Here is a 24,202-nt window from a genome sequence, read left to right as displayed (position 1 = left end):
TTCTCCGGGGGCCGCTTCGCGGCCCTTCGCGGGCTTGCCCGCTCCCACAGGTAAAGTGATGCCAGTTCAGGCGGCGGTAATCCTGTGGGAGCGGGCAAGCCCGCGAAGGGCTGCGCAGCAGCCCCAAAGGCAGCAAATCAGATCCAGGAATGCCGCGCAGGCAGGGTGCCGTTGAGGTGGTACGCGCCCACCGCGTGGTACTTCCAGCGCACCGGGTCGTGCAGGGTGTGCACCCGGGCATTGCGCCAGTGGCGGTCGAGGTTGAACTCGGCAAGGGTGGCGCGGCTGCCGGCCAGTTCGAACAGCTTCTCGCTGGCCTGCAGGGCAATTTCGGTGGTCAGCACCTTGGCCTCGGCCACCGCAATCGAGGCGCGTGCCGCGCTGGCTGCGTCGATGGGCGCAGCATTGACCTCGTCGAGTACCCGCGCGGCTCTGCGTAGCAGCGCTTCGGCAGCGTGCAGTTCGAGCTTCAGGCGGCCGATGTCGGCAATCACATAAGGGTCGTCACTGGCGCGGTCCACGTTGGCTTCGATCCACGGGCGGGACTTTTCCCGCACGAACGTGATCGCATCGTCGATTGCCGCTTCGGCAATGCCGGCGTCGATCGCCGCCTGGATCAGCTGCGAGGCTGCGCCCTGGATGTTGGGGATGTCACGCTGGCGCCAGTTGTCGATCACCAGCTCCGCGTCTACCGGCACCTCGTCCAGCAATACAGTGCCGCTGGCGGTGGTGCGCTGGCCGAACCCGGACCAGTCATCGACGATGCGCAGCCCCGGGCTGCCACGGCGCACGAACGCCAGGCGCTGACGACCTTCCTCGTCGAGGGCTTTTACCGCCACCCAGTGGGCGAACAGGGCACCGGTGGAATAGAACTTCTCGCCGCTGATGCGATAGCTGTCGCCGGCGCGGGTGATCCGGGCCTTGAGGGTGAGGGTGTCCTTGGTGCCGCGTTCGGGGCCGGCATTGCCGATGCGCCAGCCGTCGAGCACGCTGCGGAAGATCAGCGCCTGTTGCGCCTCGGTGGCTGTCAGGCGAATCAGTTGCAGCATGCCGAACTGGTTCTGCGGGATCTGCCCCAGGGCCGGGTCGGCGGCACTGATCAGGCGGAACACTTCGGCCACGGTTTCGAACGTCACGTCGGGGCCGCCGTGGGCCTTGGGTACGCTGATGCTGCCCAGGCCGCTGCGGGTGAACAGCTCGATCTCCGCCCACGGCAGTTTGCGTTGCTGGTCGCGGCGGGCGGCTTGCTCGCGGGCAACCTCGGCCAGTTCACGGGCCGCTTGCAGGGCTTCGGCGTCGGTGCGCAGTACCTTGGCCGGCAGCAGCAGGGGCGAGCTGTCGAGATCGCTATGGAATTGGGTATTTGGCTGGCTGGACATCAGTACCGCTCCTTGGCTGCACTCAATGCCCTGGCGATACGCACTGGGGTGATTGTGATCCTGACCATTCCTGACCTCACAAAAAAGTTGTGTCGCTACAGCTGGTCGCGACAAATGTGTGCTGGTCCGGTGGTCCGGTTTATATACCCTAATGCTTTATAAAAAGTTTATGAACTAACTCTTTGGAATATGTATAGAAGGAGGGATTTGTTACAGATGTGCCGGCCCTTTCGCGGGCACGCCCGCTCCCACAGGTACTGCACAGGTATTGAAACCGGTGCGACACCTGTGGGAGCGGGCGTGCCCGCGAAGAGGCCGGAACAGGTTTACTCGGAGGCGGCAGTGCCGAGGAACTTGCGCAGGAACTGGCGGGTACGCTCTTCCTTCGGCGCCGCAAACAGTGCCTTGGCCTCGCCCTGTTCCACGATCACGCCCTTGTCGAAGAAGATCACCCGGTTCGCTACGTCCCGGGCAAAGCTCATCTCGTGGGTGACAATGATCATGGTGCGTTTCTCCTCGGCCAGGCCGCGGATGGTCGCCAGCACTTCACCCACCAGCTCCGGGTCCAGTGCCGAGGTGGGTTCGTCGAACAGGATCACCTCCGGCTCCATGGCCAGGGCGCGGGCGATGGCCACCCGCTGCTGCTGTCCGCCCGACAGGCGCCGTGGGTAGGCGTCTTCCTTGCCTGCCAGACCGACCTTGGCCAGCAGGCGCCGGCCCAGTTCGATGGCTTGCTCGCGGGGCGTCTTCTTGACGATCACCGGCCCCTCGATCACGTTCTCCAGGGCGGTACGGTGGGGGAACAGGTTGAAGTTCTGGAATACGAACCCGGCCTGCTGGCGCAGGCGGCGTATCGCACTTTGCTGGCCACCCAGCGGGCGGTTGGCATCGATGCTGATGGCGCCTATCTTGATCTGCCCGGCGTCGGGGGTTTCCAGCAGGTTCAGGCAGCGCAGGAAGGTGGTCTTGCCCGAGCCGCTGGGGCCGATGATGGCCACCACTTCGCCGGGCTGCACGGTCAGGTCGATGCCGTTGAGCACGGTCTGGCCCTTGAACTGCTTGGTCAGGCCTTTGACTTCAATCATGCTCATTGCTCCTGGTCATGCTGGTTGACCCGCGCTTCCATGCGGTTCTGGAAGTGCGCGAGGATGCTGCACAGCACCCAGTAGATGACTGCGACCGCCACGTACATGGTGAACACTTCGAAGGTGCGTGCGGTAATCAGCTGCGCCTGGCGGAACAGCTCTGGCACCTGGATGGTCGCGGCCAGCGCAGTGTCCTTGACCAGTGAAATGAAGCTGTTGCCCAGCGGGGGCAGGGCGGTACGCAAGGCTTGTGGCAGGATCGCCCGGCGCATGGCCTGGACGCGGGTCATGCCGATACTGGCTGCGGCTTCCCACTGGCCACGGTCGATCGAGGAGATTGCAGCGCGCAGGATCTCGCAAATGTAGGCCGCCATGTTCAGCGACAGGCCGATCAGCGAAGCCGGGATGGGGTCGAGTTCGATGCCGATCTGCGGCATGCCGAAATAGATCACGAACAACTGCACCAGCAGCGGCGTGCCGCGGAAGAACGACACGTAGATCCGCGCCAGCCAGTTCAGCGGCAAGAGCTTCGACAGCCGCATCAGCGCCAGGGCAAAGCCCAGCAGCAGGCCGAAGAACATGCCGCCGACACTGAGCAGCACTGTATAACCCGCGCCCTTCAGCAGGAAGGGCGCGGAGTCGACAACGAGTTGCAGGCTTTCAGCAATCATTTGGTGACATCGGCACCGAAGTATTTTTCGGACAGCTTGGCCAGTCTGCCGTCAGCCTTTAGCTTGTCGATGGCCTTGTTGATGGCCGCCAGCAGTTCAGGCTCGCCCTTACGCAGCGCCACGCCGCTTTCCAGGCGCGAGAAGGCATCGCCGGCCAGTTCGGTGTCTTTGGCTTTTTGCGCGTATTCCAGCGCGGCCAGGCGGTCGATCAGGATGGCATCGATACGGCCGTTGCGCAGGTCGGCGAACTTGCTCGGGTCGTCTTCATAGGTGCGCACTTCGGCTTTCGGGACGTCTTGCTTGACCCACTGTTCGTAGTTGGTGCCCAGGCCCACGCCGACTTTCTTGCCGGCCAGGTCTTGCGCGGTCTTGATGTTCAGGTCCGCGGCTTTCTTCTTCAGGATCAGGGCCTGGATGCCCGAAACGGTATAGGGCTCAGAGAAATCGTATTTCTTCTTGCGCTCCTCGGAGATGGTCACCTGATTGACCACCACGTCCAGGCGCTTGGATTCCAGCGCGGCAAGGATGCCATCCCACTTGGTCGGCTGGATCTTGGCCTTGACCCCCAGCTCCTTGGCCAGCAGTTCCGAAAGCTCCACTTCGAAGCCCGCCAGCTTGCCGTTCTCGTCCTGGAAGCTGAACGGTGGGTAGGTGCCCTCGAGGCCGACGTTGATCACGCCTTTTTCCTGGATGGTCTTCAACTGCTCGCCGGCGAACGCCTGGCTGAGCAGGCCGGCACCCAGCAGGATGGCCAGGCTGGCGTTGAGTAGCGGTTTGGCGAATTTCGACATGTCAGAGCCCCGCGCTTGTTGTGTAAGTAGTGAGGTGGCGACTATAGGGTTGGCTGCTTAGGCCAGGAAATAATAAAAGATTATTTTGTTATTTCATTTTTGATTTGTGCCAGGTGCTGCCTGCTTTGAGGGTAGGCGAGGATGCTCGCTACGTCATCGCGGCTTATGCCTGACTTAGCGCAGGATGGAATAAAGCGTTGTTTTTTCCAAGGGACGGATTTGCCGTAGAGTGGATCGCATGTAGGCAGGCCCGGCCCTTTCGCGGGCACGCCCGCTCCCACAGGTACAGCACAGGGCTCAATAGCGGTGCTGTACCTGTGGGAGCGGGCGTGCCCGCGAAAGGGCCGGGCCTGGCGAAAAACCAGATGGCCTATACGGCAGGAGAAAACCGTGAGCGAACAACCTTCATCCGCGCACTGGCAGTTGCACAGCATTGTCACTGGCCTGCGTGGCGCCCGTGAGCAATGGCGCACCCGCAATGGCCGTAGCATTGGCGAACAGGGCGGGCGTGAGCTGCCGTCGCGTGAAGCAATGCGGCAGATCCTGGAGCAACTGTGCGGCGCGTTGTTCCCCATGCGCCTTGGGCCTGTGGACCTGCGCGAAGAGAGCGAAGACTTCTACGTTGGCCATACCCTGGATGCCGCGCTGACTGCATTGCTGACCCAGGCGCGCCTGGAGTTGCGCTATGCCGCCCGGCAAAGCAAGGCTGAGCTGGCCAGCGTCGATGCCCAGGCATTGAGCCTCATCCAGGGCTTTGCCGCCGCGCTGCCGGAGTTGCGGGTGCTGCTCGACACCGACGTGCTGGCCGCCTACCACGGCGACCCCGCCGCGCGCAGCGTCGATGAAGTGCTGCTGTGCTACCCGGGTATCCTGGCGATCATCCACCACCGCCTGGCGCACCACCTGTACCGGGCCGGCCTGCCACTGCTGGCACGGATCAGTTCGGAGCTGGCGCATTCGGCCACCGGTATCGATATTCACCCGGGCGCACAGATCGGCCCGAGCTTCTTCATCGACCACGGTACCGGGGTGGTCATTGGTGAAACCGCGATCATCGGCGAGCGCGTGCGTATCTACCAGGCGGTGACCCTGGGCGCCAAACGCTTCCCCAGCGATGAGTCCGGCACCCTGCACAAAGGCCTGCCGCGCCATCCGATTGTCGAGGACGATGTGGTGATCTACGCCGGGGCCACGGTGCTGGGGCGTATTACCATCGGCAAGGGTTCGACCATTGGCGGTAACGTGTGGCTGACCCGCAGTGTGCCTGCTGAAAGCAACATCACCCAGGCCAACCTGCAGCTGGATTGCCAGGACAAGAATTGATCTAGCATTTGCTTAGCCTGTACCGGCCCTTTCGCGGGTAAACCCGCTCCCACAGGTACCCCGCAAAGACTGAGGCTTGTGCAGTACCTGTGGGAGCGGGTTTACCCGCGAAAGGGCCGGTACAGGACAACACCAATCAGCGCCCCAATTCGCATTGAAAACCGATCCATGTTTAACTTGAACGCTTGTTCAATGAAAAACGCTGGTCCGCTGCCGGTGTTCAACAGGAGGATTCCTTTGCTGAACCCGTTCATTTCGAACCTCACGTCATTCGACGAGGTGCACGCCCGATGAGTGCACCGAACACTTCCGCTGCCAATGGCAAAATCCGCATGAACCCCCCGGTGTTCTACTTTGCGGCAAGTTTTATCCTCATCTTTGGCCTGGTGGTCATCTCCAACCCGCAAGCCGCAGGCGACTGGCTGCTGGCGGCGCAGAACTGGGCGGCCAATACGGTCGGCTGGTATTACATGTTGGCCATGACGCTGTACCTGGTCTTCGTGGTGGTCACCGCCTTGTCCGGCTATGGCAAGATCAAGCTCGGTGCCGACCACGACGAACCCGAGTTCAGTTACCTCTCATGGGCCGGCATGCTGTTTGCCGCCGGTATCAGCATTACCCTGTTCTTCTTCTGTGTCTCCGAGCCGCTGACGCACATGTTGCAGCCGCCCCAGGGCGAAGCGGGCACGGCCGAGGCCGGGCGCCAGGCGATGCAGATCCTGTTCCTGCACTGGGGCCTGCATGGCTGGGGCGTATTCGCCTTCGTCGGCATGGCGCTGGCCTACTTCGCCTATCGCCACAACCTGCCGCTGGCATTACGTTCGGCGCTGTACCCGCTGATTGGCAAGCGCATCAACGGGCCGATCGGCTACGCAGTGGATGGCTTCGGCATCATCGCCACGGTGTTCGGCCTGGGTGCCGACATGGGCTTTGGCGTGCTGCATTTGAACGCCGGTCTGGACTACCTGTTCGGCATCAGCCACAGCCAGTGGGTGCAGGTGATCCTCATCACCCTGATGATGGGCGCGGCGGTGGCCGTGGCCGTCGCCGGGGTAGAGAAGGGGGTGCGGGTGATGAGCGACATCAACCTGTTCCTCGCCTGCGCGCTGCTGTTGTTCGTATTGTTTGCCGGGCCTACACAGCACCTGTTCAACACGCTGATCCAGAACCTTGGCGATTACCTGGGCGCGTTGCCACGCAAAAGCTTCGACGTGTATGCCTACGGTGAAAACCGCGACTGGCTGGGCGGCTGGACGGTGTTCTACTGGGCCTGGTGGATTGCCTGGGCACCGTTCGTGGGCCTGTTCATCGCGCGCATTTCCCGCGGCCGCACCATTCGCGAGTTTGTCTTCGGCGTGCTGCTGATTCCGCTGGGCTTTACCCTGGCGTGGATGTCGATCTTCGGTAACAGCGCTCTGGACCAGGTCATCAATCACGGCATGACCGCGCTGGGCCAGTCGGCACTGGATAACCCGTCGATGAGCCTTTACCTGCTGCTGGAAACCTACCCGTGGAGCAAGGCGGTGATCGCCACCACGGTGTTCATCAGCTTCGTGTTCTTCGTGACGTCGGCCGACTCAGGCACCGTGGTGCTGTCGACCTTGTCGGCCAAGGGTGGCGATGCAGATGAGGACGGCCCGAACTGGCTGCGTATCTTCTGGGGCGCCATGACTGCACTGATTACCAGCGCACTGCTGTTCGCGGGCAGCATCGATTCGCTGAAGTCGGCGGTGGTACTGACCTCGTTGCCGTTCTCGCTGATCCTGCTGTGCATGATGTGGGGGCTGCACAAGGCGTTCTACCTGGAGTCGCAACGGCAGATCGCGCAGATGCACTCGCTGGCCCCGTTCGCCCAGTCACGTCGCGGCCGTGGCGGCTGGCGCCAGCGCCTGAGCCAGGCGGTGCACTTCCCGTCGCGTGATGAGGTGTACCGCTTCATGGACGACGTGGTGCGCCCGGCGATTGCCGATGTGCGTGAAGTGTTCGAGCAGAAGGGCCTGGTGCTGATCACCCAGGATGACCCGAGCCATGACAACGTCAGCCTGAAAATTGGCCATGGCGAGGAGCAGCCGTTCATTTACCAGGTGCAGATGCGTGGCTATTTCACGCCATCGTTCGCCCTGGGTGGGTTGGGTGCGCAGGAGTTGAAGAACCGCCGCTATTACCGTGCGGAGGTGCACTTGAGCGAAGGCAGCCAGAATTATGACCTGGTGGGCTACAGCAAAGAGCAGATCATCAACGACATCCTCGACCAGTACGAGCGGCACATGCAGTACCTGCATCTGGTCCGTTAGATCGCCGGGGCCGCTTTGCGGCCCATTCGCAGCACAAGGCTGCTCCTACAAGGGTACGCGATCCCTTGCAGGAGCAGCCTTGTGCTGCGAATGGAGGCCAAAGGCCTCCGAAAATCTGTCAGAAAGGTGCATCCCCCAGGATGGTCGCCCGGTGCATCACCCGCCGGTTCGGCCGGTAATCATCCACCGCAAAATGCTGGGTCACGCGGTTGTCCCAGAACGCTACATCATTTTCCTGCCAACGCCAGCGAATGCTGAACTCCGGTCGCGTCGCATGGGCGAACAGCAGCCTCAGCAGCGCATCGCTCTCCAGTTCGCTCAGTTCATTGATGCGTGTAGTGAACCCTTCATTGACGAACAACGCCTGGCGCCCGCTCACCGGATGTGTGCGCACTACCGGGTGCGACAGCGGGGGGTTGTTACGCCGTGTGGCCTCCCAGCGCGCCAGGTCTTCCGGCGTGGTACCAAAGCGCTCCAGCGGAAACGACTTGGTGAAGTCGTGGGTGGCGGTCAGCCCATCAAGCATTTCACGCAGCGGCGCCGACAAGGCTTCGAAGGCCGCAATGCCGCTGGCCCACAGGGTATCGCCACCGTAAGCGGGCAGCTGCTTGGCGCTGAGCACCGCGCCCAGTGCCGGGGTCGGCAAAAAGGTCACGTCGGTGTGCCACACGGCGTTGTCGCGTACATCGGTGACTGCCGTGTCGAGCACCAGCACCTGCGGGGTTTCCGGCACGTTGGGGTAGATCGGGTGAATGTGCAGGTCGCCGAAGCGGGCGGCAAAGCGCGCCTGCTGCTCCGGGTTGATCGGCTGGTCGCGGAAGAACAGCACCTGATGCTTGAGCAGCGCCTGCTCGATGGCGTCGCGCTCTTCTGCAGTGATATCGCGGCTGATGTCCACGCCGCTGATCTGGGCACCGAGGGCCGGGCTGAGAGGGGTAACGGTCAGGCTCATGTTTTTTCTCGTTCTAGGCGCCGGGTTGCCGGCGTGGTCAGTCGGCAATCAGTGGCTCTGCCCGTGCCAGGGCACCAGTTTGCGTTGCAGGGCCCGCAGGCTCATTTCCAGGGCGAAGGCGATCAGGGCGATCAGCAAAATGCCCAGCACCACCACATCGGTGACCAGGAACTGCGCCGCCGACTGGACCATGAAGCCCAGGCCGCTGGTGGCGGCAATCAGCTCGGCGGCTACCAGTGTCGACCAGCCGACCCCCAGGCCGATGCGGATGCCGGTGAGGATGTCGGGCAGCGCACTGGGCAGGATCACATGGCGGATCAGTTGGGCCTTGGTCGCGCCCAGCGACTGCGCCGCCCGCAGCTTGGCCGGGTCGACCGTGCGCACACCGGTGGCGGTGGCAATGGCGATCGGGGCGAAGATCGCCAGGTAGATCAGCAGCACCTTCGACAGCTCGCCGATACCGCACCAGATGACGATCAACGGCAGGTAGGCCAGCGGCGGGATGGGCCGGTAGAACTCGATCAGCGGGTCGAGGATGCCACGGGCCACGCGGTTGTAGCCGATGGCGATGCCGACCGGGATCGCGGTAAGGGTCGCCGCCACCAGCGCCAGGCCGATACGGCCCAGGCTTGCGCCCAGGTGCTGCCACAGGCTGGCGTCCATGTAGCCCTGGGTCAGCAGGGCCCAGGCCCTGGCCAGGATGTCGCCGGGCGAGGGCAGGAACAGGGGCTCGATCCAGCCGGCGGCCGTCACCAGCCACCAGACCAGCAGCAGGCTGGCCAAGGTCAGGGTGCTGATCCAGCGAGTGGACAGTGGTCGGCGCAGCTTGGCGGCGGGCCGGGTTTGTGCGGTGTGTTTGCCGGCGACCGGCAGGTCCAGGCTGCTCATGCGCGCTCCTGCAGGCTTTGGCGTTGGGAGAACACCCGCGCCAGTACATGCTCGCGGGTTTCGATGAAGGCGGGGTCGGACTTGATGGCCCGGGCCGATTCGCCAGCCGCATAGCGCTGGCCGAAGTCCAGTTGCAGGCGTTCCACCACGCGCCCCGGGTTGGGCGCCAGCAGTACCAGTTCGCTGGCGAGGAACACCGCTTCTTCGATGTCGTGGGTAATCAGGAACACCGGCTTGGCGGTGCGTTGCCACACCTGCAGCAGCAATTCCTGCATCTGCTCGCGGGTGAACGCGTCGAGGGCGCCGAACGGTTCGTCCATCAGCAATACCCGTGGGTCGGCTGCCAGCGCGCGGGCCAGGCCGACGCGCTGCTTCTGGCCACCGGACAATTGCCAGATGCGCCGCTCGCCGAAGCCATCGAGGTCGACGAGGGCGAGCATTTCACGGGCCTTGGCCTCACGCTGGGCGCGGGGTACACCGGCCAGTTCGAGGCCGAAGGCGACATTGCCCAGCACGTTCTGCCATGGCAGCAGGGCATCGTCCTGGAACACCACACCGCGCTCGGCACCAGGGCCTTGCACCGGTACGCCGTCGAGGGTGATGCGCCCGCCGCTGGGGGCGACAAAGCCGGCGATCAGGTTGAGCAGTGAGGTCTTGCCGCTGCCGGAAGGCCCCAGGGCCACCAGCAGCTGGCGTGGCCCCAGGCTCAGGTTGATGTCGGCCAGCACCGGGGTGCTGGCGCCAGGGTACTGTGCGCTGATGCGCTCCAGCTCGAGCAAGGCCATGACGGGCTCCGGATCAGTTTGGAAGGAACTTGGCGCTGACGTACGGCGAGTAGTCCGGCAGTACGGCGTCGACCTTGCCTTGCTGCTTGAGGAAGTTGGCCGTGTCGGTCAGTGCCTGGGTGGTCGGCGCGCCCAGGGCGTTGGCCTGGTCTGCGGCCAGTGGGTAGACGTTGCCCTCCAGCAGCACCGGGATGTCGCTGGCCTTGGCGCCGGACAGCTTCACCAGCTTGTCTACGTTGCCCTTGTCGGCCAGCCAGGCTTTCGGGTCCTTGCGGTAGTCGGCGTAGGCATCGAGGGTGACTTTGGCAAACGCTTTGACCACCTCGGGGTGCTTCTCGGCGAAGTCTTTGCGCACAATCCAGGCATCGAAAGTAGGTGCGCCTTTCTGGGCCAGTTCGCCAGAGGTGATCAGCACCTTGCCATTTTCCTTGGCCACGCCCAAGGCTGGGTCCCAGACGTAGGTGGCGTCGATGTCACCACGTTTCCAGGCGGCAATGATGGCCGGCGGCGCCAGGTTGAGGATCTGGACCTTGGAGGGGTCGATGTTCCAGCTTTTCAGGGCGGCCAGCAGGCTGTAGTGGCCGGTGGAAACGAACGGCACGGCGACCTTCTTGCCGATCAGGTCTTGTGGCGTCTTGATGCTGTCGCGGGCGACCAAGGCTTCACCGGCACCAATCTGGGTGGCGATGAGGAAGGTTTCGACCGGCAGTTTGCGGGTGGCGGCAGCGGCCAGCGGGCTGGAGCCCAGGTAGCCGATCTGCACGTCGCCGCTGGCCACCGCAGTGATCACGTCTGCGCCGTTATCGAATTTGCGCCAGTCGATGCTGGCCTTGCTGGCTTTTTCGTAGTCGCCATCGACCTGGGCCACTTTGGCCGGGTCGACGGTGGTCTGATAGGCCACGGTCAGGTCGGCGGCCTGAGCAAACCAGCTGGTGCTGGCGAGGGTCAGGGCAGCGAACAGGCGCAGCGGAGCGTGCGGGATCATGGTGGACCTCTCGTCAGGCAATCAGGGTGTTGGATGGCGAGAAGACTAAATGATCTAAGAATTTCTAAATAAATAACTTTTTTGCATTAGCTTAGGAGCCAAATGCTTTAAGCCCAAGGGGAGTGCGGTCTTTGTGGGAGCGGCCTTGTGTCGCGATGGGCCGCAATGCGGCCCCGGCATTTTACGCGGCGAAGCTGAAGTCCTGGGGCCGCTTCGCGACACAAGGCCGCTCCCACAAAGACCGTAAAAGGCCGCCGCTTCTGTGGGGCAACCTGCCCAGTGGCGAAATCAGAGCGGGCTGCTAGGCTTTGTCGTCCCTATAGAACGATACGGTATTAGGTTATGAGCAAACGTTTGCAAATAACCGATGGTTATGAATGGCGGAGTTGCTACAACGTTTGGCAGTAAAGGTTCCAACCATATTCCGTAAAAATCTTACCAATTCATAAAACGGTCATTTTGGATTTATAGGATTGTCATTATCCTGTAGCGCAGCTGGCGTCTTAGACCAAAGTCGCGAAACGTTTAGAAACGATTGACTTAGTGGTCACGCTTTGGGACTAAATCGCCAATCCACGGTGAGAAGGGGCAGCAGATCCCTCCGCCAGAGATACACAAAAATTAGAACGTAGAGGAGCAAAACATGTACAAGTCCAGCCTGGCCCTGGCCGTGGCACTGGGGGTTCTCGCCCAACAAGCAGGCGCTGCCGGTTTCGTCGAAGACAGCAAACTGTCGCTTAGCTCGCGCACCATGTACTTCAACAACGACAACCGTGACGGTGGCGCTGACAACCGTGAATCGGGTCAGGGCTTCAAGCTCGACTACCTGTCCGGTTTCACTGAAGGCACCGTTGGTTTCGGTGTGGACGTCCAGGCCCTGTGGGGTATTCACCTGGATGGTGGCCGCGGCAAGCACCCTGACAACAGCTCCTTCTTCCCAAGCGACACCGACGGTTCGGCTGTAAGCCAGTGGGCCCGTGTGGGTGGTAACGCCAAGGCACGCTTCTCGAAGACCGAAGTTCACTACGGTAGCGCCCTGGCGCCGAACCTGCCGATCCTGGTCTCCAACGATGGCCGTCTGCTGCCGCAAACCTTCGAGGGTGGCACCATCCAGTCGAAGGAAATCGACAACCTGACCATTAACGCCGGTCAGCTGACCCACGCCATGGGCCGTGCTTCGAGCAACCGTACCGGCCTGTCGGTAGCGGGTGCTACCCAGGACAGCAACAAGTTCCGTTACGGCGGCCTGGACTACAAGCTCACGCCAGACCTGACCCTGCAGTACTACTACTCGAACCTGGAAGACTTCTACAAGCAGCACTTCCTGGGCGCGACTCACGTGTTCAAGATCGCTGACGACCAGTCGTTCAAGACCGACCTGCGCTACTTCGACAGCAGCAGCGACGGCAAGAACGGCGAGGCCGGCTACCGCTTCAACAACAACGGTGGCTATGCCAAGAACACTGGCGAGGTCGACAACAAGACCTGGTCCGCGATGTTCACCTACACCCTGGGTGGCCACTCGCTGATGCTCGGCCATCAGCGCGTCAATGACGACGGTGGCTTCGTCTGGCTGAACCAGGGCAGCGTGGTAGATGGTAATGGCCGCAACGAAGGCGCCGGCGGTTCCAGCTTCTACCTGTTCACTGACAGCATGATCAACCAGTTCGCCAAGGCCGGTGAAAACACCACCTTCGGTCAGTACGCCTACGACTTCGCTCGCCTGGGCGTGCCGGGCCTGAAAGCATCGGTTGCCTACCTGAAAGGTGAAGACGGTAAAAATGCCAACGGCAACGGCCACTTCAGCGAGTGGGAGCGTGATGCCCGTATCGACTACGTGATCCAGGACGGCACCTTCAAGGGCCTGGGCGCCAGCCTGCGTCACGGTGTGTACCGCGGCACCGGCACCAGTTCGCTGGCTGACCAGGATCAGACCCGTCTGATCTTCAACTACACTTACAACTTCCTGTAAGCCGTAGCTGAACAAGAAGCCTCGCGTGATGCGAGGCTTTTTTGTGCCTGCAAATTTGTATGCATTATGGTTATAAATAAATCGTTATTTATTCTTTTTGTTTTTAACCGAATGCAGGCACATTGAACCCATACGGTACAGAACCCAGCCAAGGAGCCGCAGCCCATGAGCCTTAAACTCGGCGATATCGCCCCCGATTTCGAACAGGATTCCAGCGAAGGCAAAATTCGCTTCCACGAGTGGCTGGGCAACAGCTGGGGGGTGTTGTTCTCCCATCCGGCCGACTTCACCCCGGTGTGCACCACCGAGCTGGGCCTGACCGCCAAACTCAAGGACGACTTCGCCAAGCGCGGGGTCAAGGCCATCGCCCTGTCGGTAGACCCGGTCGACTCGCACCATAAGTGGATCGAGGACATCAACGAAACCCAGAACACGGTGGTCAACTTCCCGATCATTGCCGATGCCGACCGCAAGGTGTCCGACCTGTACGACCTGATTCACCCGAACGCCAGTGACACCCTGACTGTGCGCTCGCTGTTCGTCATCGACCCGAACAAAAAGGTGCGCCTGACCATCACTTATCCGGCCAGTACCGGGCGCAACTTCAATGAGATCCTGCGGGTGATCGACTCGCTGCAGCTGACCGACAACCACAAAGTCGCCACACCCGGTAACTGGCAGGACGGCGATGAGGTGGTGATCGTGCCTTCGCTCAAAGATGAGGAAGAGATCAAGCAGCGCTTCCCCAAAGGATATCGGGCGGTCAAACCCTATCTGCGCCTGACCCCTCAGCCAAACCGTTAATGGATTCCTCGTTGCATTGCTCTTAGCCAAGCAGGGATTTTCGGGCCGTTTCGACGGCCCTTTTTTATGCCTGCGCAGAATGTGTGGGCCGCGTCGCGAGCAAAGACAATAATGGAATAAACAAATGAAAAAATATGATTTCTAGATATATGTAGCAGCTGTTAATGTCACCTCCAACAGAACACAAGGAAGCTCAGCAATGCTGGTTGTCTCAATCGGTGGTAGCCCAAGTCTCCGTTCACGCTCCGGCGTGCTGCTAGAGCGTTCACGCCAGTGGCTACAGGACCGTGGCGTCGAGGTGGTGACGTTCCAGGTACGTGACTTCCCCGCCGAAGACCTGCTGCACGCCCGCTTCGACAGCCCGCATGTGCAGCACTTCCAGCAGCTGGTAGCCCAGGCCGATGGCCTGATCGTTTCCACCCCGGTGTACAACGCTTCGTTTGCCGGTGCCCTTAAAACTTTGCTCGACCTGCTGCCCGAACGCGCCCTGGCCCACAAGATCGTGTTGCCAATCGCCACTGGCGGCAGCATCGCCCACATGCTGGCGGTGGATTACGCATTGAAGCCGGTGCTGTCGGCACTCAAGGCGCAAGAGACCCTGCAAGGGATCTTCGCCGACGACAGCCAGGTGGCTTACGCAGAAGGCGCCAAGCCCGCGCAGTTGGTACAAGCGCTGGAAGAGCGCCTGCACGACTCGCTTGAAACCTTCCACGTTGCCTTGGCCCGTCGGCCACGCCCGGTGGCCCCCGGTGTGCTGAACGAACGCCTGATCAGCGCCCGCTGGAGCATTTGAACGGCACTACCCGCTTCACCACCTTACTGGCCCGACAACGAGGCAAGCAGGTGCAACCCGAACCTCATTCGCACAGGAGAGCGCCATGCGCACAGTCTTCTTGCGTCGCGGTCTGGTCGCCCTGTTTGCGGCGGCTGTGTCCTTCGGCGCCATTACCCAAGCCCAGGCCGAAAGCCTGCGTATCGGTTACCAGAAATACGGCACCCTGGTGCTGCTCAAGGCCAAGGGCACGCTGGAGAAGCGCCTGGCCGAGCAAGGCGTGCAGGTGCAGTGGACCGAATTCCCCGGCGGCCCGCAGCTGCTTGAAGGGTTGAACGTCGGCTCCATCGACTTTGGTGTTACCGGCGAGACCCCACCCGTATTTGCCCAGGCCGCCGGCGCTGATCTGCTCTACGTGGCCTACGAGCCGCCCGCGCCGCACAGCGAGGCGATCCTGGTGCCCAAGGGGTCGCCAATCCAGTCGGTCAAGGAACTCAAGGGCAAGAAAGTCGCCCTCAACAAAGGCTCCAACGTGCACTACCTGCTGGTCCGCGCACTGGAAGACGCCGGCCTCACGTACAGCGATATCCAGCCGGTCTACCTGCCCCCGGCCGATGCCCGCGCCGCATTCGAGCGTGGCAGCGTCGATGCCTGGGTGATCTGGGACCCGTACCAGGCCGCCGCCGAACAACAGTTGCAGGCGCGCACCCTGCGTGATGGCAAGGGCCTGGTCGACAACCACCAGTTCTACCTGGCCACCCGCAACTATGCGACCCAGCACCCGACGGTGATCAACACCTTGGTCGAAGAAGTGCGCGCGGTGGGCGAGTGGTCCCAGGCCAACCCGCAGGAAGTGACCGATCAGGTCGCACCGCTGCTCGGCCTGCCCGCAGACATCACCCTGACCTCGGTCAAGCGCCAAGGCTACGGTGCTGCACCGCTGACCCCCGAGGTAGTGGCCGCGCAACAGAAAATCGCCGACACCTTCCAGGCGCTCAAGCTCATACCCAAGCCGCTGAGCATCAAGGACGTGATCTGGACACCCCCGGCCAAGGTCGCTAGCGCGCCTTGATTGATTCGCCCGTGCCGGGGCGCCGCCCTGGCTGAGCCACCCTTGAGGAGACAACTCCAATGAGCCTTAACATTTTCTGGTTCCTCCCGACCCACGGTGACGGCAAGTACCTGGGCACTTCCGACGGCGCGCGTGCGGTCGACCACGGTTACCTGCAGCAGATCGCGCAGGCCGCCGACCGCCTTGGTTTTGGTGGGGTGCTGATCCCTACCGGGCGCTCCTGCGAGGACTCGTGGCTGGTGGCAGCGTCGCTGATTCCTGTGACCCAGCATCTGAAATTCCTGGTTGCCCTGCGCCCAGGCATCATTTCGCCGACCGTGGCAGCACGTCAGGCTGCAACGTTGGACCGCCTGTCCAATGGCCGTGCGCTGTTCAACCTGGTGACCGGTGGCGACCCGGATGAGCTGGCCGGTGATGGCCTGCACCTGAACCACCAGGAGCGCTACGAAGCCTCGGTCGAGTTCACCCGTATCTGGCGCAAGGTGCTGGAAGGCGAAAACGTCGATTACGACGGCAAGCACATCCAGGTGAAGGGCGCCAAGCTGCTTTACCCGCCGATTCAGCAACCACGCCCGCCGCTGTATTTCGGCGGTTCGTCCGAGGCCGCCCAAGACCTGGCCGCCGAACAGGTCGAGTTGTACCTGACCTGGGGCGAGCCACCGTCAGCCGTTGCCGAAAAGATCGCCCAGGTGCGCGAAAAAGCCGCTGCTCAAGGCCGTGAAGTACGCTTCGGTATCCGCCTGCACGTGATCGTGCGCGAAACCAACGAAGAAGCGTGGGCCGCCGCCGACCGCCTGATTTCGCACCTGGATGATGACACCATCGCCCGTGCCCAGGCCTCGCTGGCGCGCTTCGACTCGGTGGGCCAGCAGCGCATGGCTGCCCTGCATGGCGGCAACCGTGACAACCTGGAAGTCAGCCCCAACCTGTGGGCAGGCGTTGGCCTGGTACGTGGCGGTGCCGGCACCGCACTGGTAGGCGATGGCCCGACTGTCGCGGCGCGGGTGAAGGAATATGCCGACCTGGGGATCGATACCTTCATCTTCTCGGGTTATCCACACCTGGAAGAGTCGTATCGGGTTGCCGAACTGCTCTTCCCGCACCTTGATGTACAGCGCCCGGAGCAACCCAAAACCGGTGGCTACGTAAGCCCGTTCGGCGAGATGGTGGCCAACGACATCCTGCCCAAGTCCGTGTCACAGAGCTGAGGGCCGGGCCATGAGTCGTGCAACTTCCTCCACCCTGACCCAGCGCCTGGCGCCGTGGGCACTGCCGGTGCTGCTGCTGGCAGTCTGGCAACTGGCGGTCAGCGCTGGCTGGCTGTCGACGCGCATCCTGCCGGCACCTAGCGCTGTCGTCAGCGCCGGCGTCGAGCTGGTGCGCAGCGGCGATATCTGGACACACCTGGCCATCAGTGGCTGGCGTGCCGGCCTGGGCTTCGCCATCGGCGGCAGCATCGGCCTGGTGCTGGGCTTTATCACTGGCCTGTCGAACTGGGGCGAACGCCTGCTCGACAGCTCGGTGCAGATGATCCGCAACGTGCCGCACTTGGCGCTGATCCCGCTGGTGATCCTGTGGTTCGGTATCGACGAGTCGGCAAAGATCTTCCTGGTCGCGCTGGGCACGCTGTTCCCGATTTACCTGAACACTTACCACGGTATCCGCAATGTCGACCCGGCGCTGGTAGAAATGGCGCGCAGCTATGGCTTGTCCGGCTTCGGCCTGTTCCGCCAGGTGATCTTGCCGGGTGCACTGCCATCGATCCTGGTGGGCGTGCGTTTCGCACTGGGCTTCATGTGGCTGACCCTGATCGTGGCCGAGACCATTTCGGCGAACGCCGGTATCGGTTACCTGGCGATGAACGCCCGGGAGTTCTTGCAGACCGACGTGGTGGTACTGGCCATCGTCCTGTATGCCGTGCTTGGCAAACTCGCCGACCTCGCCGCTCGCGGCCTGGAACGTGTGTGGCTGCGCTGGCACCCGGCCTATCAAGTGGCCAAGAAGGAGGGCGCATGACCGTGCTCAAGGAACAGCCGCCACGCCTGTTGCGTGGCATCCCGCTGGCCTCCAACGGCCTGCGCAAGACCTTTGGCCAGCGCGAAGTATTGAAGGGCATCGACCTGCACATTCCGGCGGGGCAGTTCGTTGCCATCGTCGGCCGCAGCGGCTGCGGCAAAAGCACCCTGCTGCGGCTGCTGGCCGGGCTCGACCAGCCTACGGCCGGGCAGTTGCTGGCCGGCGCTGCGCCGCTGGAAGAGGCCCGCGAAGAAACCCGCCTGATGTTCCAGGACGCACGCTTGCTGCCCTGGAAGAAGGTGATCGACAACGTTGGCCTGGGCCTGTCGGGTGACTGGCGCCCACGTGCGCTGGAAGCGCTGGAGGCGGTTGGCCTGGCCGACCGCGCCAATGAATGGCCGGCAGCCCTGTCGGGTGGCCAAAAACAGCGCGTGGCCCTGGCGCGGGCGCTGATCCACCAGCCACGCCTGCTGCTGCTGGACGAGCCGCTGGGTGCGCTGGATGCATTGACCCGTATCGAGATGCAGCAACTGATAGAACGCCTGTGGCGTCAGCACGGCTTCACCGTGCTGCTGGTCACTCACGATGTCAGCGAGGCGGTAGCCGTAGCTGACCGGGTGATCCTGATCGAGGACGGCGAGGTCGGGCTCGACCTCACCGTCGACCTGGCACGGCCCCGCGCGCGTGGTTCGCACCGCCTGGCCGCGCTGGAAAGCGAAGTGCTCAACCGTGTTCTGTCGGCCCCGGGCACTGCGCCCGAGCCGGATCCTGTAGCCCCTCTGCCCACGCAGCTGCGTTGGGCGCACTGAATGACTCACTCACCAGACTGAAGCCATAGAGAAGGAATGACATCATGACCATCAAAGCCATCAACGTCCGCAACCAGTTCAAAGGCACCGTGAAAGAGATCCTCGAAGGCCCGGTACTGTCGGAAATCGACGTGCAGACTGCTTCGGGTATCGTCACTTCGGTCATCACCACCCGCTCGGTAAAGGAGCTGGAGCTGCAGGTTGGCAGCGAAGTGATTGCCTTTGTGAAATCGACTGAAGTGTCTATCGCCAAGCTGTGATGCTGCTCGATATTGGGGCTGCTTGGCAGCCCTATCGCGACACAAGGCCGCTCCTACACGGGAATGCGATCTCCTGTAGGAGCGGCCTTGCCGCGAATGGGCCGCAACGCGGCCCCAATAACTTCAGCAGGAACGCTTGGCCAGAAACGGCGGCAGGTATAACCCCAGATACGCCTCGAACACCCGCTTGCCTTCTTCGGCCATGCGCGGTGTGATCGCCTCATGCAGCTGCACCGACCGCGCATACACCCGGTCACTCAGCTCCATGGCCAGCGCAAACACGTCCACATCCAGCGGCATCACCGGCAGGTGAAAATGCTGGTCGAACAACTTGTGCATCAAGTCGCCCAGTTCCATGTCGTGCTGCCGATCGGCCTGCACCACCTCGCTCAGGCCATGCTGCGCCAGAATCAGCTGCCGCGCCGCCGCATCCTCGTTGTAGATATCAAGCATGCGCTCTTCGATCAGCCGTGACAGTTCGTGCCAGGTGCTGAACGCGCTGCTGTCGATCGCTGCGCCCAGCGCTTCGCGAAACGCCCGGTGCACATCGGCCGTCAGCGCTTCCAGCAAGGCCGGCACGCTGGCGAAAAAGTGATACACCGACGACGGCGGAATCTGTGCCCGCTCAGCCACGCTGTAGATGGAAAGTGCCGCCACCCCTTGTTCGGCCAGCAGCTCACGCGCAGCCGCCAGGATCGCCTCGATCCTGGCCTGGCTGCTGGCGCGCGGCTTGCGCGGGGTGGCGGTGCGGTTCATCAGTTGCTGATTGCCAGGATGCTGGCCTGGTAGGCGCCGACGAACAGGTCGAAGTCACCGACTTCGTCTTGTTCCAGCTCGGACTGCTTGGCCAGCGATTCGCGGGCCAGCGTTTCGAATGCCTGCTGCTTGTCATTGCTCAGAGGTTGCTCGCGGAAAGCCTCGGCGTGCACACGGCTTTGGCGCAGCGAGAACTGGACGAAGCTTTCGTCATGCTCGGTCATGCGTGCCAGCACCTGGGCCGACGGGGTAAGTGAGGCATCGTCGACCTTGGCCTGCTGGGCATCCAGCGCCTTGGCGTGCTCATCAGAGCCTTGCGCCTGGTCGAGCAGGTTGGCCAATTGGCGGATGCGCTCGATCAGCTCGCCGGCCCAGCCTTTCAGGCTGATCGGCTGGCCATTGCGGTGCAGCTCCAGGCCCGGGCGGCGACCTTCCTTGACCACGGTCAGGAAGTTGTCGGTGCACTGGCCGCACTCGCCGTTGTCCAGCTGAGGGCTGTGTTCCAGGGCGCAGAACAGCAGGAACGCGTCGAGGAAGCGTGCCTCGGTCAGGTCGATACCTACCGGCAGGAACGGGTTGATGTCCAGGCAACGCACTTCCACGTACTGCACGCCACGCGAAGTCAGGGCCTGTATCGGCCGCTCGCCGGTGTAGGTAACGCGCTTGGGGCGGATGTTCGAGTAGTACTCGTTCTCGATCTGCAGAATGTTGGTGTTCAGCTGCACCCATTCGCCGTCCACGTGCGTACCGACCTCAACATAAGGCGGGTAGGGCGTGCCCACGGCCTTGCGCAGGCTGTCGGTGTAGCTGGCCAGGTTGTTGTAGCAAGGCGTGAGGCCGGCCTGGGCGTTGCTCTGGTAGCCCAGGTCGCTCATGCGCAGGCTGGTGGCATAGGGCAGGAACAGGGTTTCGGCGTCCAGCTCTTCGAGCTGGTGCGGGCGGCCACGCAGGAAGCCTTTGTCCAGCGCCGGCGAGGCGCCGAACAGGTACATCAGCAGCCAGCTGTAGCGGCGGAAGTTGCGGATCAGCGCGATGTAGGCCGACGACTGGTAGTCGCGGTCGTCTAGCGTGCTGCCTTCGGCTTCGCGCAGCAGTGGCCACAGGGCTTCGGGCAGCGAGAAGTTGTAATGTATGCCGGCAATGCACTGCATGGTGCGGCCGTAGCGCAGGGCCAGGCCCTTGCGGTACACGTGCTTGAGCTTGCCGATGTTCGAGTTGCCGTACTCGGCGATCGGGATGTCCTCCTCGGCCGGCAGCGTGCACGGCATCGAAGGGCTCCACAGGTATTCGTCGCCCAGCTTGCTGTAGACGAAACGGTGGGTCTCTTCGAGGCTTTCGAGCACCTTGGCCGGGTCGGCCAGCGCAGGGGTGATGAACTCCAGCAACGACTCGGAATAATCGGTGGTGATCTGCTCGTTGGTCAGCGCCGATCCCAGTGCTTCCGGGTGCGGGGTCTGGGCCAGGCGACCTTCATCGGTCACGCGCAGGCATTCGCGCTCAATACCGTGCAGGCACTGCTTGAGCAGGGGAAGATTGGCGCCGAGCAGGCTCAGGCGGCGGTTGAGGAGTTCGCTCAAGATGTATTCCTTCACGCGTCAGTCGCCCCAATATGGGGGTAGAGATAACGGTCTACAAGGGTAGGAAGAAAGGAACTGGCGTTGTCGCCTGGTTTACGCGGGTTCCAGCAGTGCCAGCGCACTGCTGAAAATACCGCAGATACTGCTTGGTGAGCTAGAGAACCGCGAAGGTTCCTTGCGCTTTTGCCACCAGCTTGTCGCCCTGGACTACGTCGGCGTCGACCACCAGGGTTCGCCGCCCGGCGTGCAGCACACGGGCGGTACACAGCACTTCGCCATCGCTGACGGCGCGCATGTAGTTGATCTTGCACTCGATGGTGACGCTTTGCTGGTCAAAGCCATGGCTGGCCGAGCAGGCCAGGCCCATGGCGATGTCCACCAGGCTGAAGATCGCCCCGCCGTGCAGCTTCTGGCCACGGTTGCGCAAGTGCGGCTCCAGCGGCAGGGCCACCTCTGCAACACCCGTGTCCAGGCGTTGCAGGCGGCAGCCCAGCAGCTGGCTGAAGGCGCTTTCGACGTATTCGCGGGGTACGTCCATCACTTCTTCTTCAACTGCTTGGCGTTGGCGAACAGGGAGGCCATGGCATTGTTGGCCGGCGCGGCGGTGGCGGTTTCACGCGGGCGTTGGGCCGGCTGCTGGCGGTTGCCGCCATTGCCACGGTTGCCACCGCGGTTGCCTTCGACTTTTTCGCCTGGGGTGTCGCTCATGCGCATGGACAGGCCGACACGCTTGCGCGGGATATCCACTTCCATGACCTTGACCTTGACCACGTCGCCGGCCTTGACCGCTTCACGCGGGTCTTTGATGAACTTCTCCGACAGCGCCGAGATGTGCACCAGGCCGTCCTGGTGCACGCCGATGTCGACGAAGGCGCCAAAGTTGGTGACGTTGGTCACCACACCCTCCAGGATCATGCCGGGTTCGAGGTCCTTGAGGTCTTCGACGCCGTCCTGGAAGGTGGCGGTCTTGAACTCGGGCCGTGGGTCGCGGCCAGGCTTGTCCAGCTCTTGCAGGATATCGGTGACGGTCGGCAGGCCGAAGGACTCGTCGGTGAACTTCTTCGGGTCCAGGCGCTTGAGGAAGCTGCTGTCGCCGATCAGCGAGCGGATGTCGCGGTCGGTGTCGGCGGCGATGCGCTGCACCAGCGGATAGGCCTCCGGGTGCACCGCGGAGGCGTCCAGCGGGTTGTCGCCGTTCATCACACGCAGGAAGCCGGCGGCCTGTTCGAAGGTTTTTTCACCCAGGCGGCTGACCTTTTTCAGGGCTGCACGGGTGGCGAACGGGCCGTTGGCATCGCGATGGGCGACGATGTTCTGCGCCAGCGTGGCGTTAAGGCCGGAGATACGGGTCAGCAGCGCCACCGAGGCGGTGTTCACGTCCACGCCCACGGCGTTCACGCAGTCCTCGACCACGGCGTCCAGGCCACGCGCCAGTTTCAGCTGGGACACGTCGTGCTGGTACTGGCCGACACCGATGGATTTCGGGTCGATCTTCACAAGCTCCGCCAGCGGGTCCTGCAGGCGGCGGGCAATCGAAACGGCGCCACGGATCGACACGTCCAGGTCCGGGAACTCGCGGGCGGCCAGTTCCGATGCCGAGTACACCGAAGCGCCGGCTTCGGAAACCATGATCTTGGTGATTTTCAGCGCTGGGTATTTTTTCACCAGCTCTGCCACCAGCTTGTCGCTTTCGCGGCTGGCGGTGCCGTTGCCGATGGCGATCAGCTCCACCGAGTGCTTGGCGCACAGTGCAGCCATGATGGATAGGGTGCGGTCCCAGTCATTCTTCGGCGCGTGCGGATACACCGTGGTGTAGTCCAGCAGCTTGCCGGTGGCGTCGACCACGGCGATCTTGCAACCGGTGCGCAGGCCCGGGTCGAAGCCCAGGGTGGCGCGCGGGCCGGCCGGGGCGGCCAGCAGCAGGTCGTGCAGGTTGTGGGCGAACACGTTGATTGCCTCGCCTTCGGCGTTGTCGCGCAGTTCGCCGAACAGGTCGGTTTCCAGGTGGGTGTACAGCTTGACCTTCCAGGTCCAGCGCACCACCTCGCCCAGCCATTTGTCGGCCGGGCGGCCGCGGTTTTCGACGCCGACGTGGTGGCCGATCATCACTTCGCACGGGTGCAGGGTGCCAGGCAGTTCTTCGCCCACTTTCAGCGAGGCGCTCAACACACCTTCGTTGCGCCCGCGGAAGATTGCCAGGGCACGGTGCGACGGTGCGTTGCGCAGCAGTTCGTCGTGGGCGAAGTAGTCGCGGAACTTGGCGCCCTCTTCCTCCTTGCCGGCTACCACGCGGGCGCTGAGCACGGCCTCCTGCTTGAGGAAATTGCGCAGCTTGTCGAGCAGGGCGGCGTCCTCGGCAAAGCGCTCCATCAGGATGTACTTGGCGCCCTCCAGCGCGGCCTTGACGTCGGCCACGCCCTTTTCGGCGTTGACGAAGCGTGCGGCTTCGCTCTCTGGCACAAGGCCCGGATCGTTGAACAGGCCGTCCGCCAGCTCGCCGAGGCCGGCTTCCAGGGCGATCTGGCCCTTGGTGCGGCGCTTTTGCTTGTACGGCAGGTACAGGTCTTCGAGGCGGGTCTTGGTGTCGGCCAGCTTGATTTCGCGGGCCAGTTCAGGGGTCAGCTTGCCCTGTTCCTCGATGCTGGACAGGATGCTGGCGCGACGGTCGTCGAGTTCGCGCAGGTAGCGCAGGCGCTCTTCCAGATGGCGCAGCTGGGTGTCGTCCAGGCTACCGGTCACTTCCTTGCGGTAACGGGCGATGAAGGGCACGGTCGAGCCTTCGTCCAACAGGCCCACGGCCGCCTCGACCTGCTGGGGGCGTACGCCCAGTTCCTCGGCGATACGGCTGTTGATGCTGTCCATGTAAACCACCTGACATTTGTGAATACGGGGGTCGCCTGTGGGCTTTTATCCCGGCGGCGCTGGATGAAAGCCGCGCATTATACCCATCGCAAACGGCTTGCGGTGATGGCGCCCAGCCAGCTGGAACTGGCGCCGGGGGAAAAATCTGC

22 protein-coding genes are annotated in these 24,202 nt (G+C 62.8%); 10 read left to right on the top strand and 12 right to left on the bottom strand.

Annotation, left to right across the window (positions count from 1 at the left end; all coding sequences use genetic code 11):
- Positions 1-137 precede the first annotated feature (137 nt).
- The 4 genes from J3A71_RS28025 to tcyJ all read right to left on the bottom strand — a co-directional run bounded on the left by J3A71_RS28025 (position 138) and on the right by tcyJ (position 3,926).
- Entirely contained in the window at positions 138-1,379 is a 1,242-nt protein-coding gene (locus J3A71_RS28025; RefSeq protein ID WP_096425458.1) for an SfnB family sulfur acquisition oxidoreductase, read from the bottom strand.
- Positions 1,380-1,705: 326 nt separating this feature from the next.
- A complete protein-coding gene (gene tcyN / locus J3A71_RS28020) occupies positions 1,706-2,464 on the bottom strand; it encodes an L-cystine ABC transporter ATP-binding protein TcyN (RefSeq protein WP_016484386.1) in 759 nt (252 codons plus the stop codon).
- Positions 2,465-2,466: 2 nt separating this feature from the next.
- Positions 2,467-3,135, bottom strand: coding sequence for a cystine ABC transporter permease (gene tcyL, locus J3A71_RS28015; protein ID WP_016484387.1), 669 nt, complete (start codon positions 3,133-3,135; stop codon positions 2,467-2,469).
- Positions 3,132-3,926, bottom strand: a complete 795-nt coding sequence (tcyJ, locus tag J3A71_RS28010) for a cystine ABC transporter substrate-binding protein (RefSeq protein ID WP_023047209.1) — start codon at positions 3,924-3,926, stop codon at positions 3,132-3,134. The genes tcyL and tcyJ overlap by 4 nt, the downstream gene beginning before the upstream one ends.
- A gap of 390 nt (positions 3,927-4,316) precedes the next feature.
- On the opposite strand from tcyJ, the gene epsC reads away from it, so the two are divergent.
- Complete coding sequence (epsC, locus tag J3A71_RS28005) at positions 4,317-5,249, top strand: serine O-acetyltransferase EpsC (protein WP_060518080.1); 933 nt, start codon at positions 4,317-4,319, stop codon at positions 5,247-5,249.
- 290 nt (positions 5,250-5,539) lie between these two features.
- The gene (gene betT / locus J3A71_RS28000) at positions 5,540-7,543 is read left to right on the top strand and encodes a choline transporter BetT (RefSeq protein ID WP_023047206.1); all 2,004 of its coding nucleotides are present in this window, start codon (positions 5,540-5,542) and stop codon (positions 7,541-7,543) included.
- Between the two features lie 118 nt (positions 7,544-7,661).
- Here betT and tauD read toward each other — a convergent pair whose 3' ends face one another.
- Genes tauD through tauA form a run of 4 tightly spaced genes read right to left on the bottom strand, consistent with a single transcriptional unit; the run spans position 7,662 to position 11,153 of the window.
- Positions 7,662-8,495, bottom strand: a complete 834-nt coding sequence (tauD, locus tag J3A71_RS27995; protein ID WP_016484392.1) for a taurine dioxygenase — start codon at positions 8,493-8,495, stop codon at positions 7,662-7,664.
- 48 nt (positions 8,496-8,543) lie between these two features.
- The gene (gene tauC / locus J3A71_RS27990; RefSeq protein ID WP_096425459.1) at positions 8,544-9,383 is read right to left on the bottom strand and encodes a taurine ABC transporter permease TauC; all 840 of its coding nucleotides are present in this window, start codon (positions 9,381-9,383) and stop codon (positions 8,544-8,546) included.
- Complete coding sequence (gene tauB, locus J3A71_RS27985; RefSeq protein ID WP_016497543.1) at positions 9,380-10,168, bottom strand: taurine ABC transporter ATP-binding subunit; 789 nt, start codon at positions 10,166-10,168, stop codon at positions 9,380-9,382. Before tauB ends, tauC begins: the two co-directional genes overlap by 4 nt.
- Before the next feature lie 13 nt (positions 10,169-10,181).
- Positions 10,182-11,153: a taurine ABC transporter substrate-binding protein gene (tauA, locus tag J3A71_RS27980; protein ID WP_016484395.1), complete on the bottom strand. Its 972-nt coding sequence runs from the start codon at positions 11,151-11,153 to the stop codon at positions 10,182-10,184.
- 643 nt (positions 11,154-11,796) lie between these two features.
- On the opposite strand from tauA, the gene J3A71_RS27975 reads away from it, so the two are divergent.
- From J3A71_RS27975 to J3A71_RS27940, 8 genes are all read left to right on the top strand, one after another.
- Complete coding sequence (locus J3A71_RS27975; RefSeq protein WP_016484396.1) at positions 11,797-13,125, top strand: OprD family porin; 1,329 nt, start codon at positions 11,797-11,799, stop codon at positions 13,123-13,125.
- Positions 13,126-13,290: 165 nt separating this feature from the next.
- Positions 13,291-13,929 carry a peroxiredoxin gene (locus J3A71_RS27970; protein ID WP_016497546.1) on the top strand — a complete coding sequence of 213 codons (639 nt, stop codon included), beginning with the start codon at positions 13,291-13,293 and terminating at the stop codon, positions 13,927-13,929.
- Between the two features lie 199 nt (positions 13,930-14,128).
- On the top strand, positions 14,129-14,722 hold the full coding sequence (gene ssuE / locus J3A71_RS27965) for an NADPH-dependent FMN reductase (protein ID WP_209953526.1): 594 nt from the start codon (positions 14,129-14,131) through the stop codon (positions 14,720-14,722).
- A gap of 85 nt (positions 14,723-14,807) precedes the next feature.
- Positions 14,808-15,773 (top strand): sulfonate ABC transporter substrate-binding protein, encoded by a 966-nt coding sequence (locus J3A71_RS27960; RefSeq protein WP_016484399.1) that lies wholly within the window; start codon positions 14,808-14,810, stop codon positions 15,771-15,773.
- 59 nt (positions 15,774-15,832) lie between these two features.
- Positions 15,833-16,981, top strand: a complete 1,149-nt coding sequence (ssuD, locus tag J3A71_RS27955) for an FMNH2-dependent alkanesulfonate monooxygenase (RefSeq protein ID WP_016484400.1) — start codon at positions 15,833-15,835, stop codon at positions 16,979-16,981.
- Positions 16,982-16,991: 10 nt separating this feature from the next.
- Entirely contained in the window at positions 16,992-17,789 is a 798-nt protein-coding gene (gene ssuC / locus J3A71_RS27950) for an aliphatic sulfonate ABC transporter permease SsuC (protein WP_016484401.1), read from the top strand.
- A complete protein-coding gene (ssuB, locus tag J3A71_RS27945) occupies positions 17,786-18,598 on the top strand; it encodes an aliphatic sulfonates ABC transporter ATP-binding protein (protein WP_019096900.1) in 813 nt (270 codons plus the stop codon). Before ssuC ends, ssuB begins: the two co-directional genes overlap by 4 nt.
- A 44-nt stretch (positions 18,599-18,642) precedes the next feature.
- The gene (locus tag J3A71_RS27940) at positions 18,643-18,858 is read left to right on the top strand and encodes a molybdopterin-binding protein (protein WP_008095172.1); all 216 of its coding nucleotides are present in this window, start codon (positions 18,643-18,645) and stop codon (positions 18,856-18,858) included.
- Positions 18,859-18,981: 123 nt separating this feature from the next.
- Here the strand turns inward: J3A71_RS27940 and J3A71_RS27935 are convergent, their stop codons facing one another.
- The 4 genes from J3A71_RS27935 to J3A71_RS27920 all read right to left on the bottom strand — a co-directional run bounded on the left by J3A71_RS27935 (position 18,982) and on the right by J3A71_RS27920 (position 24,053).
- On the bottom strand, positions 18,982-19,614 hold the full coding sequence (locus tag J3A71_RS27935) for a TetR/AcrR family transcriptional regulator (protein ID WP_023047204.1): 633 nt from the start codon (positions 19,612-19,614) through the stop codon (positions 18,982-18,984).
- The gene (gene gshA, locus J3A71_RS27930; protein WP_172901720.1) at positions 19,614-21,191 is read right to left on the bottom strand and encodes a glutamate--cysteine ligase; all 1,578 of its coding nucleotides are present in this window, start codon (positions 21,189-21,191) and stop codon (positions 19,614-19,616) included. Before gshA ends, J3A71_RS27935 begins: the two co-directional genes overlap by 1 nt.
- Before the next feature lie 154 nt (positions 21,192-21,345).
- On the bottom strand, positions 21,346-21,729 hold the full coding sequence (locus tag J3A71_RS27925; RefSeq protein WP_016484405.1) for a PaaI family thioesterase: 384 nt from the start codon (positions 21,727-21,729) through the stop codon (positions 21,346-21,348).
- Positions 21,729-24,053, bottom strand: coding sequence for a Tex family protein (locus J3A71_RS27920; RefSeq protein WP_095116607.1), 2,325 nt, complete (start codon positions 24,051-24,053; stop codon positions 21,729-21,731). The genes J3A71_RS27925 and J3A71_RS27920 overlap by 1 nt, the downstream gene beginning before the upstream one ends.
- Positions 24,054-24,202 lie beyond the last annotated feature (149 nt).

This window comes from Pseudomonas sp. PvP089, from assembly GCF_017875165.1.
GTDB lineage: Bacteria > Pseudomonadota > Gammaproteobacteria > Pseudomonadales > Pseudomonadaceae > Aquipseudomonas > Aquipseudomonas fortuita.
Note: the sequence above shows the minus strand (reverse complement) of the source record. Positions and strands in the feature narration are given on the sequence as shown.